Below are 16,942 nucleotides of genomic sequence, written 5' to 3' on the forward strand. Positions count from 1 at the left end.
TCAGACTCCTTGGGCTCGCAGGGTGCGTTGTTCGATACGTTTCTCGAAATGCCCCTGGATAATGCGGTTGACGAAAATACCGGGGGTATGGATGGCGGCGGGATCAAGCTCACCGGGAGGGACAATCTCTTCAACTTCCACCACCGTGATTCGCCCGGCGGCCGCCATTAAGGGATTGAAGTTTTGCGCGGTATGGCGGTAAATCACGTTCCCGTACCAGTCGGCCTTCCAGCCTTTAACCAACGCGAAATCACCGGTGATCGCCCGTTCCATGATGTAAGGACGACCGTCAAATTCACGCACCTCTTTACCTTCAGCGACGGGCGTACCGTAGCCGGTGGCGGTAAAGAAGGCGGGAATGCCCGCACCGCCAGCACGCAATTGCTCTGCCAGCGTGCCTTGCGGTGTCAGCACGGCATCCAGCTCGCCGCTCAATACCTGTTTTTCGAACAGCGCATTTTCACCAACATACGAGGCAACGACTTTGCGTACCTGGCGGTTGTCCAGCAGGACGCCAAGCCCAAAACCGTCCACGCCGCAGTTATTCGACACCACCGTTAACCCCTGAACACCCCGGCGGCGAACCTCCTCGATCAGGTTCTCCGGAATGCCGCATAAACCAAACCCGCCCGCCAGCAGCGTCATGTTGTCGGTCAGTCCTTCCAGTGCCTCTTTATAGGTGGCAACCCGTTTATCCAGTCCAGCCATACACTTGCCCCTCCTGTTAACCTTGCCGACATCATTAGGGGCGAAAAATAATTTGTTAATTTTAAATTTGTGACTCACTCATTTGGTTTTTTTATCAATTTAATGTTAATTAAACGTATTCAATAGGTTAAAGAGAAGAAAAATGAGAATGAGCATCAAACAGTTACGCGCGTTTTTAGCGGTAGCTCACACTCTTAATTTTGCTCATGCCAGTGACCGGCTGAATATGTCGCAGCCCGCACTGAGTCTGGCCATTAAAGGGCTGGAAGAGGCGCTTGGCGGGGCGCTCCTGTTGCGAACGACCCGCAAAGTCACGCTAACGCAGGAAGGGGAAACGTTTCTGACGATGGCGCGACAGCTGCTCGCCGACTGGGAAAACACCGAGGAGGCGATGCGTCAGCGGTTTACCCTACAGCGTGGGAAAGTCTCCGTTGCCGCCATGCCGTCATTTGCTGCGAATGTTTTACCGCCGGTACTGAAAACCTTTCGCGATCGCTATTCCGGGATCAATGTCACCGTCCACGATGTGATCAATGAACAGGTGATTGAGATGGTCAGTGAGGGGCGGGTGGAGATGGGCATTGCGTTTGAACCGGAGTTTTCCGGGCACCTCCATTTTACGCCGCTGGGGATGGATCGCTTCATCGCGATTGTTCCACCCGACAGTAAACTGGCCACCCGTGAACGCATTTGCTGGCGAGAGCTGCTGAGTCTGGATTTCATTGCGTTGCAGCGTCCCTCTGCAGTTCGCCTGATGTTAGAAGAGAAGCTGGCGCAAAGCGGTCGACCGCTGGAAGTGGCGCTCGAAAGCCACCAACTGGTGACTATCGGGCGGCTGGTGGCGAACGGGTTAGGCGGCAGCGCGGTACCGGCGTTATGCCGCACCCAAATGACTGAACTGGGCGCGACCTGTCTGGATCTCGACGGGCCGGTGATCGAGCGTCGGGTGGGGGTGCTGTGCGCGGCGCATCAAAAACTATCTACGGCGGCTCAGGCGTTGATGGAAACCCTGAAAAAGGCCTACAACGCCTGACGCAGAGCGGCGTCAGCGATTCTCAAGCGCCCGCCAACAGCGCACATCACGCCCCGACTCTTGCGGGAGTAGCGCCTGCTTTTTCTCGCATCCCTGCGTCGCTAACGGGCAACGGTCGCGAAAAAAACAGCCCTGTGGCAGGGTGCGATTGCCGGGAAGCTCAGTTTTGCGCAACACGAGATCTTCCGCCAGCGGCGCGCCCGTTTTAGGAACCGAATCAAGCAACAACCGCGTATAGGGATGCGCGGGCGAAGTTAACACTTGCCGGGCATCACCCAGTTCAACAATCTGCCCGAGATACATCACCGCGACGCGATCGCTCATGTGCCTGACCACCGACACATTATGTGAGATCAACACATAGGTCAGGTTTCTGCGGGCCTGGAGAGAAACCAGCAGATTGAGGATTTGCGCCTGTACGGAGATATCCAGCGCCGACGTGGGTTCATCCAGCACAATCACATCCGGCTCAGAGGAGAGCGCCCGCGCGATAGCAATACGCTGGCGTTGCCCGCCGGAAAACGCGTGGGGAAGACGGTCGAGATACTCCGGACGAATGCCCACCAACAGCGCCAGCTCTTCTGCCAGCGCACGGCGTTCCCGCTCGCTGTTATGCTTTTGGATCCAGACCGGTTCGGTGATGATCCGCCAGATCGGCAGTCGGGGGTCGAGCGAGGAGAGCGGGTCCTGAAACACCATCTGCATCCCCTTGTTTGATCCACGCCCCCGGGAGCATTGCCCCTGACTGGGTTTCAGCATCCCCATCAACAGCTGCGCCAGCGTGCTTTTGCCGCAGCCGGACTCTCCCACAATGCCGAGGGTTTCGCCTTCGCGGATCTGCAAATCCAGTCCGTTCAGGGCGTGAACCCGTTCGGTGACGCGCCCCAGCCAGTTGCTGCGGGCCGGGAAATTGACGTGCACATCCTGTAGCGCCAGTAAAATATCAGACATGCGTTGTCTCCAGTTGCGGATACCAGCAGGCAGATTGCTGCGTCGTGTCGCCTGTGCGGCGCATCGGCGGGATAACATCACACTGCTGTCCTGCGGCGAAACAGCGCTCGCGAAAGGCGCATCCGGTGGGTAAATGGGTGAGATTCGGTACCGTTCCGGGGATCGCGGGCAGCGGTTCACGAGGCAAACCGTGTTCCGGGGCGCATTTCAACAAACCGATAGAGTAAGGATGCGTGGGATGGCGAATCACCTGTTCCGTCGGGCCGCTTTCGATAACGCTGCCGGCATACATGACATACAGCCTGTCGCACAGTTGCGATACCACCGCCATATCATGGCTGATAAACAGCACGGCAGTGCCGCTGGCGCGCGCTTTATGTTTGAGCAAGCGCAACACCTGAAGTTGAACTGTCACATCCAGCGCGGTAGTGGGCTCATCGGCGATGATCAGTTCCGGCTCGCAGGAGAAGGCCAGTGCTATCATCACACGCTGGCGCATACCACCGGAAAGCTCAAACGGATATCGCGACATCACCTGAGCGGCGTCCGGGATTTGCATCTCTTCCAGCAGAGCGACGGCTTTCTGTCGCGCATCGTAACGGCGCATTGGCTGGTGGTGGCGGATCACTTCCACCATCTGTTGCCCAATGCGTCGGGTCGGGTTCAGTGCGGTCATCGGCTCCTGGAAAATCATCGCCACCCGCGCGCCACGCCACTGGCGCATCTGTTTTTCACTGGCGTTCAGAACATCTTCACCCAGTAACGAGACGCGTCCCTGATGAATGCGATAACTGCCTTCCGGCAACAAACGCATCGCCAGCATCGCGGTCACCGATTTACCGGAGCCCGACTCACCAACCACGCCAACAATTTCGCCACGCTGAATATGCAACGACACCCGGTTCAGGGCATGAACCTCGCTTTTATAGCCCGGAAAACTCAAATGCAGATCTTCAATTTCCAGTACGGGTTGCGTCATGACTGTTTTCCTCCGGCTTTGGGGTCCAGCAGATCGCGAATACCGTCGCCAAACAGATTAAATCCCACGGCGGTGATGAGGATCGCCGCGCCGGGGAAGGCGCAATACCACCACTGGTCGAGAACATAATTACGGCCAATCGCCACCATCGCTCCCCATTCTGCACTCGGCTGTTGTGCGCCGAGGCCAATAAAGCCCAGCGTCGCGGCCATCAGAATCGCGCTGCCGATATCCAGCGAAGCCTGAACAATCAGCGGCGGCAGCGAATTGCGCAAAATATGCCAGCTGATCAGGTGCCAGCGTGATGCGCCATAGGTTCGTGCCGCCTGCACATAGGCGTACTGACGGACAACCAGCGTTTGTCCGCGCGCGAGGCGCACATAAAACGGGATACGGACAATAGCGATCGCCATCATGGCGTTAAACAGACTGGGGCCGAGGGCGGCCGCCAGCGCCATGGTGAGCACCAGCGAAGGAATCGACAACATAATGTCCATCATGCGCATGATGACGGCATCGGCACGCCCTCCCATCACGCCCGATAAACAGCCGAGCAGCGAACCAATGCCGCCCGCAATACCGACCACCACCAGACCGGCAACGATAGATTGCTGGCTGCCCACCAGGACGCGGCTAAACAGATCGCGTCCGACTTCATCGGTGCCAAACCAGTGGCTGGCAGAAGGTGGCAGCAGGCGGGCGGTTAAATCGATGGCGTTCGGGTTATAGGGCGTGACCCACGGCGAAAGCACCATCAACAGCAGCATCAGAACGATAATGACGCCGCCAATCAGCGTCAGCGGACTGCCTTTGATCAGCCACCACAACTTCGCCCAGTCGGTGCGACGGCGGGTGGTTTGCGGTGGCGTCTGCGTTTCCTCGGTTAACATCATTCAGCACCTCCGCGACCAATACGGGGATCGATCCACAGGTAGAGTAAATCCACGAGCAGATTTACCAGTACGTAAGCAAAAGAGACCACCACGGCAAAGCCCATCACGGCGGGGAAGTCGAGCGCCTGAATTGAGGTCACGACCCAGGCGCCCATCCCCGGCCAGGCAAACACCGTTTCGGTGAGTACCGCGCCATAGAGCAAATCGCCCAACGCCAGTCCCAGAACGGTGATGGACGGAATCAACGCGTTAGGCAGCGCATAACACAACACGATGTACCCGCCTGGCAGGCCGCTGGCGCGCGCCGTACGAATATAATCCTCGCTCAGTTGTTCCAGCATCGCGGAGCGAATTTGGCGCGCCACAATGCCCAGATGCACAAAGGCGAGGGTCAGGGCGGGTAAAATCAGGTGCTGTAGCGCATTGAAAAAGACCTCGCCATTGCCTTCCAGCAGGGCATCGATCAGATAAAACCCGGTGACGTGATTCGGCGGGTCCAGCCAGTCATCAAGTCGTCCGCCGCCAGGCAGGATTTGCAGGTGACCGTAAAACAGCACAATCACGCCAAGCCCCAGCCAGAACGCCGGGGTTGAAATGCCGGTAATGGCCATCAGACGCACCAGATGATCCAGCCAACGGTTGCGCCAGACAGCGGATAAAATGCCCAGCGGAATGCCGATAACCAACGCCAGCAGCAGCGAGCAAAACGCCAGTTCCAGCGTGGCGGGGAAGAAGACGCGCAGTTCGTCCATCACCGGGCGTCCGGTACGAATCGAGGTGCCCAGATCGCCATGAAAGAGATCGCTCACATAGCGAAAGAACTGGATATACAGCGGCTGGTTAAGCCCTAACTGCTGGCGAATATTCTCTACGATCTCGTCACTGGCGCGATCGCCTGCCAGCAGGCGCGCAGGGTCGCCAGGAATCAGGTGCGAAATAATAAAGGTAATCACGCAAACCCCAGCGACCACCAGGACGAGTCCCCAGCATCGCTGACGTAAAATGGTCCAGAACGTCATTGGCTTCCCCTTGCGGAGCCTGTACGGCTCCGCATCAACGTGGCTTATTTGCTCATGGTGGAAATATTGAACACCTGCTCCAGCATCGGGTTGAATACAAAGCCTTTGACCTCTTTGTTCATCGCCAACTGGTAGTTTTTCTGGAACAGATAAACGTAAGCGGCCTCGTCAATTACGATGGTTTGCGCCTGTTGGTAATCCTTGGTCCTCGCCGTCTGGTCGGTGGTGGCCAGCGCGCTATGCAGCAGTTTGTCGACGTCGGCGTTTTCATAGAATGAGCGGTTGCCCGGCAATCCTTTCTTATCGGATTCAAACCAGTAGTTCATGAACATATAGGGGTCGGCGAAATCCGGGCTCCAGTTACCAATCGCAATGTCATAATCCCCTTTGCCGACGCGGTCGCGCATGGTGGCATTCGCCAGTTTTTCCAGTTTCACGTTGATACCCAGCTTACTGAGACTGGCCTGGGTCGCGAGGGCGATCGGTTCCCAGTTCGGATCGTTATCCGAGTAGAGGAAACTGAGGGTCTTCGGTTTGGCGGCAACGTTCTCCCACGCGGCTTTGGCTTTTGCCTCGTCTGTACTGTATTGCATCGCATTGGCATCATAGCCCCACATGCCTTCCGGAATCGGCCCGCGCATCTGCTTGCCGTTACCGCTCAGAATGCCGTTCACCATGCCCGGATAGTCTGTTGACCAGGAGATAGCGCGGCGTAAATCGACCTGATTCAACGGCGCTTTACTGTTGTTGAGATAGAGATACGTCACCCGCAATGACGGATACTCGGCCACCGTCACGTTGCCTTCCTGTTTTAAGGCGGTGAGCTGATCAACCGGTAGGGCATCTGCGATATCAATGTCCCCACGCGACAGTTGCAGGCGACGGGAGGCGCTTTCACCAATGATTTTCACCGAGACACGTTTAAACGCCGGTTTCGCGCCAGCGTAATGGGGGTTTGGCACCAGGATCAATTGCTGGCCTTTCTGCCAGCTTTTCAGCATAAAGGGTCCGGAACCCGCCGTGTTCTGCGCCAGAAAACCGCGCGCATCGTCCGCCGCATGCTCTTTCAACACCGCCGGGTTGATGATGGAGGCACCATCGTTAGCCAGCGTATACAGGAACGGCGCAAAGGGCTGAGTCAGCGTAAATTTCACCGTATGATCGTCAAGTGCTTCCACTTTCAAATCTTTCGGGAAGGCTTCCGCGGGTCCCTGACCAATCTTCAACAGACGCTCAAAAGAGAGCTTCACCGCCTCGGCGGTCACCGGTGTGCCATCCGCAAATTTGGCCTCTTTATTGAGCGTGAAGGTCCACTCTTTTTGATCGTCAGAAGCTTTCCAGCCGCTTGCCAGATCGCCTTCCACCTCCGTAGAACCTTTACCGCCCTCCGTTTTGTACTGCACCAGACGCTGGTAAGAGGGGTAGGTCACCGTCCAGTCGTTGTTGTCGATAGTGACCGCCGGGTCGAGGGTTTGCGGATCGGCCGCTTTGCCGATCACCAGCATATCTTTGGGGACGGCGGCATAACCTGGCAACGCCATTGCCAGAGCTGCGGCGATCAACGCAGGGCGAAACAGCGAGGCTAATGTGATTGTTGTCTTCATGACCTTGCTCCAGAATTAAAGTGTGTGTTGTGTTGTCGTGGGTGAAAAACAGGCAATGCAGTCGTCGAGTAAGGGGTATTTTGCGGCGGCAGGTAATTCAAAATGCCACCATTCGCTGCTGATCCCGACAAAACCGCCACCGAACATAATCGCGTTCAGCAGCAGGCGATTTCGCTGTGCCTGCTGCGGCACCGACGGGTGATATGCGTGAGAACGGTCGTGCATTTCGTCAAAACCCGCGCCCATATCAAGCACCTGACCATTTGCGTCCATCAGCGTAACGTCGATAGCGGTGCCGCGGCTGTGATTCGACCCAATCGCCACATCGACCACATACTGCGGATCAGGGCAGACATCCCACAGGATGGATTGCGCCTGCTGCGGGCGGTAGGCGTCGTACACCACCAGAGACAAGCCCGCCAGTTGCGCAATGCTGATGCTTTTTGCCAGCGCAGCAACGGCATCTTTGTGTAACAGGCAACGCGCTTCCCGATAAATGGGCGCGCCGGTGAGGTTATCGGCCGTGGCGTATTTGAGATCGATATGCAGCGACGGGAAGATCGCCGCCACATCGCGCAGTACGGGGTTTTCTGACATAGCACAGTTCCTGTTTATTGTTCGAATTGACCAAATTCTTGTTGTAATTGACGGTTGGTGTGTAAGCGTTCGGCGAGGGTATCGCCCAACTGCTCAACCACGCTGGAGAGTAACAAGTTGAACAGACAGCTGACGGGCGCCAGGGAATCCCAGAAATGCCCGGTATCGGTTTTTACCTGTAATAAATCAATGGAATAGTCTCTTGCCCACGGACACCAGACATCGGTGACCAGCGCCAGCGGAATGTGCCGTTCACTGGCCACGCGACAGTAATGTCGTGCGGTGGCGGAGTAAGCGCGGGTGTCGGTGATCACCACATAGGGCTGCGTAAACCCTGAATTCAGCGATTCCACCCAGCTCCCTGATAACCCTTCGGAGTAACTCACCTTAGGACGCAGATATTCCAGATGGCTAAAAAATGCGTTAGCAATTCCGCGAGTCGACTGGATCCCCAGAATGTAGACGGCTTCTGCGTGCGCCAGTTGCTGTGCAATCCGTAAAAACGTTTCACTTTGCGCCAGCTGATAGACATGGCTAATGGCGTCAATCTCCAGCGACAATGACTGCTGCGCCCGGTCCGGCAACCGCTGTTGTTGCTGCCACGACCCCAGACGCTCGTTCATTCCCCAGGGCTGATAGGGGATAGAGGGGAGTTCGCGCAGACTCGCTTTGGCATCCTCCAGATTGCGAAAACCGAGTTTACGCAAATAGCGTCCCACCGTGATCCCGCTGGTGCCGGTTGCTTTGGCGATGCCGTCTGCCGTTTCAAAGGGGATCTGCGCCGCGTGAGTCAACAGCCAGCCTGCAACACGCTTTTCGCTTGGCGTTTGCTGACTGAACGTGCGTTCAATGCGGGCAAATAATTCAGGTTTCGCTGTCATTACCGTCTCGCTGTTAAGTCGCTGTCAGATGCCGCGTTGCTGTTATCTGATTAACAATGCAGGACGCGTGCCATACCATCGACAGTCGTCCCGACGCCTTTTTTGTTAAATTTTGGTAATTTTTAATTAACTAATGATCAACATTTGTGCAGCGTAGTTCACTTTTGGTGCAACGGCTGTAGAGGTGGGGGCGGAATATGTTGAATTCGTAGACACGATCACAAAGCGCAGGGTGTTTTAATGTCCGATACATAAAAATCAGTCGCCGGAAATATCAATAATAGCCATAACAATTGCCAGCGACTTTATTCCTGAAACGTCTTGGGTATTATTTCTTTCGTCCTACATTAACGGTTTAAAGCGCGTGTGTAGATATTAATTATTGTGTTTATGGAGTCACAAAAATGAATAAGTTCTCCCTTTCTACAGCAGGTATTTTGGTGGCGGCGCTGTTGACCAGTGTAAGCGTAAGTGCAGCAACGGATAACGCCAAAACTGAAGTCACACCCAAAGGTATGAGCTGTCAGGAGTTCGTTGATCTGAATCCGCAAACTATGGCACCGGTGGCTTTCTGGGTGCTTAATGAAGATGAAGATTTCAAAGGCGGTGACTTTGTTAGCTTCGACGAAACCGTGACCACGGCGGTTCCGTTAACCGTTGAAATTTGCAAAAAACATCCTCAGAGTGAATTAAGTAAGATTAAAGACGAAATCAAAAAAGAATTATCTAAATAATTTTTAGCGTTATTAAAACCCGGCCAGAGTGCTGGGTTTTGTTATATGTGACATTGTCACGTTTAAATCATAAAACCCTCACCATGCTTTATCACCCAACCGCCATAAAGATATAAATTTGCGTGCCGATACTGGTTAAACGTTCGCCTTTTACATAAGGAGTTTGTATGGCCTGGTATCCCTCACGTATTTCTACCCGTTTAACCCTCGGCGGCATTTTGCTGTTGGTCGTCACCACGCTGGTCATCGTGGCGATTATGCTGTGGCGCGGTCAGCCACGGGTTATCGAGATCAATTCCGCCCTTATTGAGGAGACGGGACACGGTTTGACCCGGCATCTCAGTACCGTGTTATCACGTATTGAAGGGGAAACCGTCACCCTTGCGCGGATGGCCGAAGTGCTTCCCAATGATGAGGCGCTTTATCGCAGTGTGGTTCCCCATCTTATTGGTGAGCAGAATAACGCAATGATTACCGGCGGCGGGATCTGGCCAGAACCGGATGCCTTTACGCAAGGTGTAGAACGTCGCAGTTTTTTCTGGTCGCGTAACGCCGAAGGAAAGCTGATATTTTCAGATGACTACAACGTGCCTGGCGGCAACGGTTACCACAGCGAAAACTGGTATCAGCAGGCGAAAGGGCGTTCGCAGGATAGCTGTCTGTGGTCCGATGTTTATCGTGATGCGATCTCTGGCGTCAATATGGTGACCTGTAGCATTCCGTATCGTCACTCAGGCGCGTTTGCTGGCGTCGCCACCACCGATATCCGTCTGGATAATGTCGCGACGTTTATGCGCCAGCAAGGTAACAGCACTGGCGGCTATGCCTTTGTGGTGGATAAGCAGGGGCAGATTCTCTATTTCCCGCAGGCTGACCCGGCAAAATACAAGACGTTTAGCGATCTGCTCAGCACCTCTGACTGGCTGACGCCGGTGGCAGAGAGTCTGAAATCGCTACGCGGCAGCGCACAGGTGACATCTATAGCGCTCGAACATGACAACATCATTAACGCCCCTTCACGGGTCATGCTGTTCCCGATGGCGGACACCGGTTGGGTGGTCGGTCTGGTCACACCGCAAGAGCGTATTGTCGGCCTGGCGAAAGTGATGATGCAGGATGTTCTTGAAGTCCTGATCCCGATTATGACGCTGTTGCTGGTGGGTGCATGGCTGGTGGTGCGCAGGCTTATCTCCCGGCTGGATGATACACGCCGCGCACTGGATGATATTGCTCAGGGGGAAGGCGATCTCACCCGACGTCTGGATGTTCGTGGGAAAGATGAAATTTCTGATATCGCCCAGGCATTTAACCTTTTCGTCGACAAAATAGCCGCCATTTTGATCAACGTTCGTAGCAGTAGCGTCGTGGTTGCCAGCAACGCCGTCAGTCTGGCAGACAGCAATACGGAGTTATCCACGCGCGTGACCCAGCAAGCGGCGGCCCTTGAGGAGAGTGCGGCGGCCATGGAACAGTTAAATGCGACCGTGCATCAAAATTCAGGCAACACACAGTTAGCGGATGAGTTATCCGAAAGCACCGCGCAAACCGCGAACCGCTGCGGCGATGTAATGCAGGGGGTGATTTCGACCATGGATAACGTCAGTGCGTCATCCGGTCGGATGGTCGAAATTGTGGCAGTGATCGACAGCATTGCATTCCAGACGAATATCCTGGCGCTCAATGCGGCGGTCGAAGCGGCACGGGCCGGTGATGCCGGGCGGGGATTTGCGGTTGTCGCCTCCGAAGTGCGTACGCTGGCGCAGCGTAGCGCTACTGCCGCGCAAGAGATCAAAACCTTAATTGATGGATCGGTCTCGCATGTGAATACCGGAAGTCAGCAAATTCATCATGCGGGTGACCGACTGGAAGAACTGGTCAGCAATGTACGGCAGGTAAGACAGTTGATGGGGGAGATCCGTGTTGCCGGGGACGAACAGCGTAAAGGGGTTTCCGAAGTGACGCTGGCCGTCACCGAAATGGACAGTACGGTTCAGCAGAACGCCTCGCTTATCGACGATGCGGCGACGCGTACTCAGGTGCTGAAAGAAGAGGCGGAGCAACTGGCACTGCTGGTTTCTTCGTTCAGACTGCCGGAACCTGTCATGGCGAGTTAACTCCAATATTAAGTGCATTAAACTGTATTAATGCACTTAATTCTTTTATTTTGGGTGTTGTGCTGGTTTGCGCATATTCATAATTAACTCTATAATATTGTGGATAAAGTGCAATTAAGCGAGATAAGCCACCCTATTATGGATTTAATGCTCAGAACGCCCGTTGAAATCGTCAAACTTCTCTGCGAACGATTACGCAAAGAACGCCTGTCAAAACAGATGACCCAGGCGGAGGTTGCTGCACGCGCGGGGATTGGCGTGAATACGGTGTCGAATCTCGAGGCCGGACGAAATGTGGGCTTTGAGGGGCTGGTCAGGGTGGCAGTTGTTCTGGGGTTGGGGGATGAACTGGAAAACCTGTTCAAACCGAAAATTGAGAGCCTGGATGACATGGTGCGCTACGAAGAGAGTTCAGCACGTCAACGCGTGAGAAGGAAAAATGACGATGCCTGAACACATTGATGTCTTTTATGAAGGATGGGGTGAACGCTGGCGTTGGGGCCGACTGATGTCGTCTACCGCCATGACGGGACGCCCGCTGATTGCCTTCGAATACAGTGATGAAGCCGTACGCAAAGGCTTCGAACTCTCCCGGCTGACCCTACCTCTTAATGGTCCTCGCTTACGACAAGGTTTTCCCGCCCATCAGCTTGGTCTGCCTGGCCCCGTTTATGATTCATTGCCCGATGGTTGGGGAATGCTGCTCATGGATCGATTGTTTAAACGACGGGGACTCAATGCCGCGCGCATTGGTCCTCTGGAACGATTGACCTGGATCGGCAGCAATGCGATGGGCGCCATGACATTCCAGCCGGTTCAGCCGGACGCAGATACAGTCAGTGCACAGGAGATTCCCCTTATTCAGTTAGCCTCTGAAGTACAAGAGGTATTGAGCGGTGAGGGCGGCGAGTTCCTGCAAAAGTTACTGCAGATGGGAGGCTCACCGCAGGGCGCAAGACCCAAAGCGTTACTTTATCGTGACACTGTCACTAAAAAATTCACCACGTCACCGCAACCCGGATACGAAAGTTGGTTAATCAAGTTTCCGGCACAACATGAGCATGCGGAAGTCTGCGCCATTGAGGCGGTGTACTCTGAATGTCTGCGTCGGTGCGGTATTGCCACCCCGGACACCGCTTACTTCGCGCTGGATGATCAACAGGCAGCCTTTGCCACGCGTCGCTTTGACCGCAACAATGATCGTCGTGTTCCGATGCAAAGTCTGGCCTCTTTTACCGGGGCGAATTATCAGGTTCCGGGGGCACTGGACTATCGCAGTTTTTTACGCGCCACCCAAATATGCACCAACGATGTCAGAGAAAAAGCCGTCGCCTTTGAGCGTGTGGTCTTCAACGTGGTGTTTAATAATCGGGACGATCATCCGAAGAACTTTGCCTGGCTGATGTCCGCAGAGGGTAACTGGACGCTGGCTCCCGCATATGATGTTACCTGGTGTGAAGGGCCTGGCGGCTATCACCAGATGGATGTCATGGGCGAGGCATTAGATATCGAGAGAAAACATCTGCAGACGCTGGGCGAACAGGAAGCGGAGTTAATGCCGCAGAAGGTGGACGAAATCATCGCGAAGATTTGTGCGGTCGCCGCCAGATTCAGTGAGATAGCGAAAGACCTGTATCCCGGACACATTACCCAGGCAACGCTTAACACGATACAAAAACGGATCGCTGAAAATATCCGTCGTCTGAACGTATGATCTGACCAAACCACAGGCCGCTGATGCCTAAAAAGCCGTGTTGAATACCCTCAACACGGCTTTTTTATTGGATTTACGGTTGCTCAAAATGTGATCCAGGAGAGGATAAAAAGGTTGGCGAGCAGAAAGAATCGCGTTATATATACACAAAGTATTAAATTAGACATTTTGTATTATAACCTATACGGAGAGTACGTATGTCTTCCGACATTATCCTCAGAAACATGACGTCCGGCGTGAGTCCTGCAGGCCACTACTCGCACACCTGCACCGCCGGGGGTTTTGTGTTTGTCTCGGGTCAATTACCCGTTACCGCAGCAGGTGAGATCAATCCTACCGCCTCGTTCGAAGAGCAGGTACATCAGGTGCTGGCAAACCTCGATGCCTGCCTTGCAGCGGCAGGAACAGACCGCGCTTCACTGGTGTCGGTCAGAATCTATGTCACCGATGTCTCGCAATGGCCCTTGTTCAATCAGATTTACGCACAATGGCTGGGAGAGTTTAAACCTGCTCGCGTGGTGGCTGGCGTTGATGCGCTTCATTATGGATTTGCCGTAGAAGTTGAAGCCGTTGCCCTTGCTCGTTCGTCTTCCTGAACTATTCGGAGTTAACAACATGACTTCACTGCAATTCCCTGAGTATAACGATGTGGTTGCTGCGGCACAGCGCATCGAAGGCTATGCTAACCGCACGCCGGTGCTGACCTCCCGTACGGTGAATGACGCGTTTTCGGCGGAGGTATTTTTCAAGTGTGAAAACTACCAACGTATGGGCGCATTTAAGTTTCGTGGTGCGATGAACGCCCTCAGCCAGTTTACGCCGGAGCAGCGCGCGGCGGGCGTCGTGACGTTTTCGTCCGGCAATCACGCCCAGGCCATTGCGCTGGCGGCAAAGCTATTGAACATCCCGGCGACAATTGTCATGCCGCACGATGCGCCTGCGGCAAAAGTGGCGGCGACAAAAGGGTATGGCGGTAATGTGGTTGTCTACAATCGCTATACCGAAGACCGCGAACAGATTGGCCGGGATCTGGCGACAAAGCACGGACTGACGCTCATCCCGCCCTACGATCACCCGCATGTGATTGCCGGGCAGGGGACTGCCGCCAAAGAGTTGATCGAAGAGGTCGGCCCGCTCGATGTGCTTTATGTTTGTCTGGGCGGCGGCGGATTGCTTTCCGGTTCGGCGCTGGCCGCACGACATTTGTCGCCAGAGTGCAGAATTTATGGCGTTGAGCCAGAAGCGGGCAATGATGGACAGCAATCATTTCGCAGTGGCAACATCGTCCACATTGATACCCCCAAAACCATTGCCGACGGCGCGCAAACCCAGCATCTTGGGCAGTATACGTTTCCGCTCATTCAGAAACACGTCGATGATATTCTTACGGTTTCCGATCAGGAACTTATTGACTCAATGATCTTTTTCGCCGAGCGGATGAAAATGGTGGTTGAGCCGACCGGCTGCTTAGGGTTTGCTGCGGCGCGGGCCAATAAAGAACGGTTACACGGGAAACGGGTGGGGATCATTATCAGCGGCGGCAACGTCGATATCAGCCGTTATAGTGAGTTTCTGGCGGGCTAAATACGTGAGGATATCTGGCAGCAGATATCCTTTTTCTTTAGACTGCACCGGGAATATTGCGTCATTCGCAGGAGAGAAAATGTCTAAACCCGAGGAAAATTCACTGTTAGGTCAACTTGATATCATTGCTAAAGGGCTCAGTGAAACCTTTTCGCCATTCTGCGAAGTTGTTGTGCACGATCTTAAAAATCCCGAACATGCGATTCTCGCGATTCATAACAACTTATCCGGCAGGGAAGCAGGGCAGCCCGCAACCGAGTTGGGGCTTGCACGTATTGCCTCGCCGGATTTCCCCAACATTGTGGCGAACTACGGCAATCAATTTGCTGATGGCCGCCCGGTGAAAAGCACCTCTATTGGCATTAAAGACAATGATGGCAAGTACGTCGCGGCCCTGTGTCTGAACGTGGACATGACGCTATTCCGGGGCATGCAAAGTGCGTTAGCGCGCTTCACCGAGATCGAAAATACCGCCGTACAGGAACATATTGAACCGACAGGATCTGAGGCGATCCGCCAGCGTATCGACAGTTACGCCGCCAAACGTGCGACCACGGCACGCGCGCTCAATGTTACCGACCGCAAAGCCGTTATTCAGGAATTACGTAAAGACGGTCTTTTGGAGGTGAAAAAATCGATGGAGACCATTGCCCAGCATCTCGGTATTTCAAGAGCAACGGCGTATCTCTATGCCCGTCAGGAAAGTGAAATATAGCTCAACCCAACAACGTGCAATTACTGGCTGCACGTTGCCAGGCGTTAATTACAGGGAAGGGAAGGCTTGTTAACTGCCCCAGCGACTTCTCAGATAGTTAACCGCTTGCTGCGTTTGCGGCTGGTTGAGATAGTCTTCTCTGAACAGGATCGTGCCGCTAATTTGTGGCACCGATTCATTCAAATCAAGCTGCTTTTTAAGCTCCGGCACGCCGCCATTGACCATCCAGTCCGGTTCATTTTTGGAGGGTTCGCCCACTTTGTACAGGGCAATACCGATATAGAGCCGCGTGTTGGTCGGCTTCACGACATCGGCCCACCATTTTGCCAGCACATCATAACGGGCCGCGCTGCGCGAAAAGGGCCAGTAAATTTGCGGGGCGATGTAATCGAGTAATCCTTGCAGAACCCAGCGACGCGTGTCGGCAAAGGATTCATCGTAGGCAGCTGCGCCTCGCGTATCGGAACCGGCGGGATCGTGTGAGCGATTACGCCATACCCCGGCCGGACTCACACCAAATTCGACGTCGGGTTTTAGCGTGTTAATGGTTCGCGAAACTTGTTCTATCAGCAATTGCGTATTGTGCCGACGCCAGTCTGCTTTCGATGCGAACGCGCCGCCGTATTTTCGGAAGGTTTCGTTGTCATTGAGCGTGGAACCTGGAGACTCTGTATAGAAGTAGTCATCAAACTGCACGCCATCAACCGGATAACGTGAGACGACTTCGGCGACGATGCTGGTGATCCAGTCGCGTGCCTCCGGGATACCCGGGTCGAGGACAAAACGATCGCCCGCGGTTCGGATCCAGTCGCGATGCAACACAAAAACGCTGGAAGGATGTTGCGACACCGTGCTGTTCAGTTCGGCGACGGTCGACGGCTTCGTGTTGGTGGAAACGCGATACGGATTAAACCATGCATGCACTTTCATGCCGCGTTTATGCGCTTCATCAAGCATAAATTGCAGCGGGTCATAACCCGGGTTTTCGCCGATGGTGCCGGTCATGAGATCTGACCAGGGTAAAATCTCCGAGGGCCAGAGCGCCGTACCGTCTGGTTTGACCTGGAAAAATACGGTATTGATACCAATGCTTTTCAGCTGATCCAGCTTGTTGGTCAACGCGTTTTGCTGCTGACGGACTCGACTGGCGGTATCACTCACATTGACAGATGATACCGGTGGCCAGTCAAGGCGAGAAACCGTTGCCAACCAGATACCGCGCATCGGTTCCTGGCGCTGTTGAGGTTTACCCGGTGTGACTGGCGTTGACGGCGTGACAAGCGAAACCGGAGGTTCTGAGGAACAACTGGAAAGTAAAAGAGCCATTGCGATAAATGATAATGACTTTTTAGCCATGCGCTGGAGGCGACGAGAGCAGATATCCATGTATGCCAGTTTTCCGATGATCACGTGAGA

General features: G+C 54.4%; 17 protein-coding genes. 8 read left to right on the plus strand and 9 right to left on the minus strand.

What is annotated here, in order from left to right:
• Entirely contained in the window at nt 1-708 is a 708-nt protein-coding gene (locus tag AC07NP_RS08535; protein ID WP_494660156.1) for a CoA transferase subunit A, read from the minus strand.
• A 142-nt stretch (nt 709-850) separates the two neighbouring features.
• Between AC07NP_RS08535 and AC07NP_RS08540 the strand changes: the two genes are divergently transcribed.
• Nucleotides 851-1,741 carry a LysR family transcriptional regulator gene (locus AC07NP_RS08540; RefSeq protein WP_203357840.1) on the plus strand — a complete coding sequence of 297 codons (891 nt, stop codon included), beginning with the start codon at nt 851-853 and terminating at the stop codon, nt 1,739-1,741.
• Nucleotides 1,742-1,753: 12 nt separating this feature from the next.
• Here the strand turns inward: AC07NP_RS08540 and AC07NP_RS08545 are convergent, their stop codons facing one another.
• From AC07NP_RS08545 to AC07NP_RS08575, 7 genes are read right to left on the minus strand one after another with little or no spacing between them, the layout of a single operon-like run.
• Nucleotides 1,754-2,692: an oligopeptide/dipeptide ABC transporter ATP-binding protein gene (locus AC07NP_RS08545; RefSeq protein WP_494660157.1), complete on the minus strand. Its 939-nt coding sequence runs from the start codon at nt 2,690-2,692 to the stop codon at nt 1,754-1,756.
• Nucleotides 2,685-3,671 (minus strand): ABC transporter ATP-binding protein, encoded by a 987-nt coding sequence (locus tag AC07NP_RS08550; protein ID WP_494660158.1) that lies wholly within the window; start codon nt 3,669-3,671, stop codon nt 2,685-2,687. Before AC07NP_RS08550 ends, AC07NP_RS08545 begins: the two co-directional genes overlap by 8 nt.
• Nucleotides 3,668-4,564, minus strand: a complete 897-nt coding sequence (ddpC, locus tag AC07NP_RS08555; RefSeq protein WP_494660159.1) for a D,D-dipeptide ABC transporter permease — start codon at nt 4,562-4,564, stop codon at nt 3,668-3,670. The genes AC07NP_RS08550 and ddpC overlap by 4 nt, the downstream gene beginning before the upstream one ends.
• Nucleotides 4,561-5,583, minus strand: a complete 1,023-nt coding sequence (locus tag AC07NP_RS08560; RefSeq protein WP_494660160.1) for an ABC transporter permease — start codon at nt 5,581-5,583, stop codon at nt 4,561-4,563. Before AC07NP_RS08560 ends, ddpC begins: the two co-directional genes overlap by 4 nt.
• Nucleotides 5,584-5,627: 44 nt before the next feature.
• Entirely contained in the window at nt 5,628-7,187 is a 1,560-nt protein-coding gene (locus tag AC07NP_RS08565; protein WP_494660161.1) for an ABC transporter substrate-binding protein, read from the minus strand.
• 15 nt (nt 7,188-7,202) lie between these two features.
• Nucleotides 7,203-7,784, minus strand: a complete 582-nt coding sequence (ddpX, locus tag AC07NP_RS08570; protein WP_494660162.1) for a D-alanyl-D-alanine dipeptidase — start codon at nt 7,782-7,784, stop codon at nt 7,203-7,205.
• A gap of 14 nt (nt 7,785-7,798) precedes the next feature.
• Complete coding sequence (locus tag AC07NP_RS08575; RefSeq protein ID WP_494660163.1) at nt 7,799-8,665, minus strand: MurR/RpiR family transcriptional regulator; 867 nt, start codon at nt 8,663-8,665, stop codon at nt 7,799-7,801.
• A 404-nt stretch (nt 8,666-9,069) separates the two neighbouring features.
• Between AC07NP_RS08575 and hdeB the strand changes: the two genes are divergently transcribed.
• The 7 genes from hdeB to AC07NP_RS08610 all read left to right on the plus strand — a co-directional run bounded on the left by hdeB (nt 9,070) and on the right by AC07NP_RS08610 (nt 15,526).
• Nucleotides 9,070-9,399: an acid-activated periplasmic chaperone HdeB gene (hdeB, locus tag AC07NP_RS08580; RefSeq protein WP_276291775.1), complete on the plus strand. Its 330-nt coding sequence runs from the start codon at nt 9,070-9,072 to the stop codon at nt 9,397-9,399.
• A 167-nt stretch (nt 9,400-9,566) separates the two neighbouring features.
• Complete coding sequence (locus tag AC07NP_RS08585) at nt 9,567-11,513, plus strand: methyl-accepting chemotaxis protein (RefSeq protein WP_494660164.1); 1,947 nt, start codon at nt 9,567-9,569, stop codon at nt 11,511-11,513.
• Between the two features lie 138 nt (nt 11,514-11,651).
• Nucleotides 11,652-11,966 (plus strand): helix-turn-helix domain-containing protein, encoded by a 315-nt coding sequence (locus AC07NP_RS08590; RefSeq protein ID WP_192612200.1) that lies wholly within the window; start codon nt 11,652-11,654, stop codon nt 11,964-11,966.
• On the plus strand, nt 11,959-13,227 hold the full coding sequence (locus AC07NP_RS08595) for a type II toxin-antitoxin system HipA family toxin (protein ID WP_494660225.1): 1,269 nt from the start codon (nt 11,959-11,961) through the stop codon (nt 13,225-13,227). Before AC07NP_RS08590 ends, AC07NP_RS08595 begins: the two co-directional genes overlap by 8 nt.
• Nucleotides 13,228-13,424: 197 nt before the next feature.
• Complete coding sequence (locus tag AC07NP_RS08600) at nt 13,425-13,823, plus strand: RidA family protein (protein ID WP_494660165.1); 399 nt, start codon at nt 13,425-13,427, stop codon at nt 13,821-13,823.
• Between the two features lie 19 nt (nt 13,824-13,842).
• The gene (locus AC07NP_RS08605; RefSeq protein ID WP_276291779.1) at nt 13,843-14,811 is read left to right on the plus strand and encodes a threo-3-hydroxy-L-aspartate ammonia-lyase; all 969 of its coding nucleotides are present in this window, start codon (nt 13,843-13,845) and stop codon (nt 14,809-14,811) included.
• A gap of 79 nt (nt 14,812-14,890) precedes the next feature.
• Nucleotides 14,891-15,526: a helix-turn-helix transcriptional regulator gene (locus AC07NP_RS08610; RefSeq protein ID WP_494660166.1), complete on the plus strand. Its 636-nt coding sequence runs from the start codon at nt 14,891-14,893 to the stop codon at nt 15,524-15,526.
• Nucleotides 15,527-15,595: 69 nt separating this feature from the next.
• Here AC07NP_RS08610 and AC07NP_RS08615 read toward each other — a convergent pair whose 3' ends face one another.
• The gene (locus AC07NP_RS08615) at nt 15,596-16,912 is read right to left on the minus strand and encodes a glycoside hydrolase family 10-like protein (RefSeq protein WP_494660226.1); all 1,317 of its coding nucleotides are present in this window, start codon (nt 16,910-16,912) and stop codon (nt 15,596-15,598) included.
• Nucleotides 16,913-16,942: the final 30 nt, after the last annotated feature.

The sequence above is a fragment of the Citrobacter sp. GW821-FHT07H02 genome, assembly GCF_059418505.1.

What these genes read in the sequence shown, in the direction of transcription:
- AC07NP_RS08535 (WP_494660156.1), bottom strand. Translation starts at nt 708, where the DNA reads ATGGCTGGACTGGATAAACGGGTTGCCACCTATAAAGAGGCACTGGAA.
- AC07NP_RS08540 (WP_203357840.1), top strand. Translation starts at nt 851, where the DNA reads ATGAGAATGAGCATCAAACAGTTACGCGCGTTTTTAGCGGTAGCTCAC.
- AC07NP_RS08545 (WP_494660157.1), bottom strand. Translation starts at nt 2,692, where the DNA reads ATGTCTGATATTTTACTGGCGCTACAGGATGTGCACGTCAATTTCCCG.
- AC07NP_RS08550 (WP_494660158.1), bottom strand. Translation starts at nt 3,671, where the DNA reads ATGACGCAACCCGTACTGGAAATTGAAGATCTGCATTTGAGTTTTCCG.
- ddpC (WP_494660159.1), bottom strand. Translation starts at nt 4,564, where the DNA reads ATGATGTTAACCGAGGAAACGCAGACGCCACCGCAAACCACCCGCCGT.
- AC07NP_RS08560 (WP_494660160.1), bottom strand. Translation starts at nt 5,583, where the DNA reads ATGACGTTCTGGACCATTTTACGTCAGCGATGCTGGGGACTCGTCCTG.
- AC07NP_RS08565 (WP_494660161.1), bottom strand. Translation starts at nt 7,187, where the DNA reads ATGAAGACAACAATCACATTAGCCTCGCTGTTTCGCCCTGCGTTGATC.
- ddpX (WP_494660162.1), bottom strand. Translation starts at nt 7,784, where the DNA reads ATGTCAGAAAACCCCGTACTGCGCGATGTGGCGGCGATCTTCCCGTCG.
- AC07NP_RS08575 (WP_494660163.1), bottom strand. Translation starts at nt 8,665, where the DNA reads ATGACAGCGAAACCTGAATTATTTGCCCGCATTGAACGCACGTTCAGT.
- hdeB (WP_276291775.1), top strand. Translation starts at nt 9,070, where the DNA reads ATGAATAAGTTCTCCCTTTCTACAGCAGGTATTTTGGTGGCGGCGCTG.
- AC07NP_RS08585 (WP_494660164.1), top strand. Translation starts at nt 9,567, where the DNA reads ATGGCCTGGTATCCCTCACGTATTTCTACCCGTTTAACCCTCGGCGGC.
- AC07NP_RS08590 (WP_192612200.1), top strand. Translation starts at nt 11,652, where the DNA reads ATGGATTTAATGCTCAGAACGCCCGTTGAAATCGTCAAACTTCTCTGC.
- AC07NP_RS08595 (WP_494660225.1), top strand. Translation starts at nt 11,959, where the DNA reads ATGCCTGAACACATTGATGTCTTTTATGAAGGATGGGGTGAACGCTGG.
- AC07NP_RS08600 (WP_494660165.1), top strand. Translation starts at nt 13,425, where the DNA reads ATGTCTTCCGACATTATCCTCAGAAACATGACGTCCGGCGTGAGTCCT.
- AC07NP_RS08605 (WP_276291779.1), top strand. Translation starts at nt 13,843, where the DNA reads ATGACTTCACTGCAATTCCCTGAGTATAACGATGTGGTTGCTGCGGCA.
- AC07NP_RS08610 (WP_494660166.1), top strand. Translation starts at nt 14,891, where the DNA reads ATGTCTAAACCCGAGGAAAATTCACTGTTAGGTCAACTTGATATCATT.
- AC07NP_RS08615 (WP_494660226.1), bottom strand. Translation starts at nt 16,912, where the DNA reads ATGGATATCTGCTCTCGTCGCCTCCAGCGCATGGCTAAAAAGTCATTA.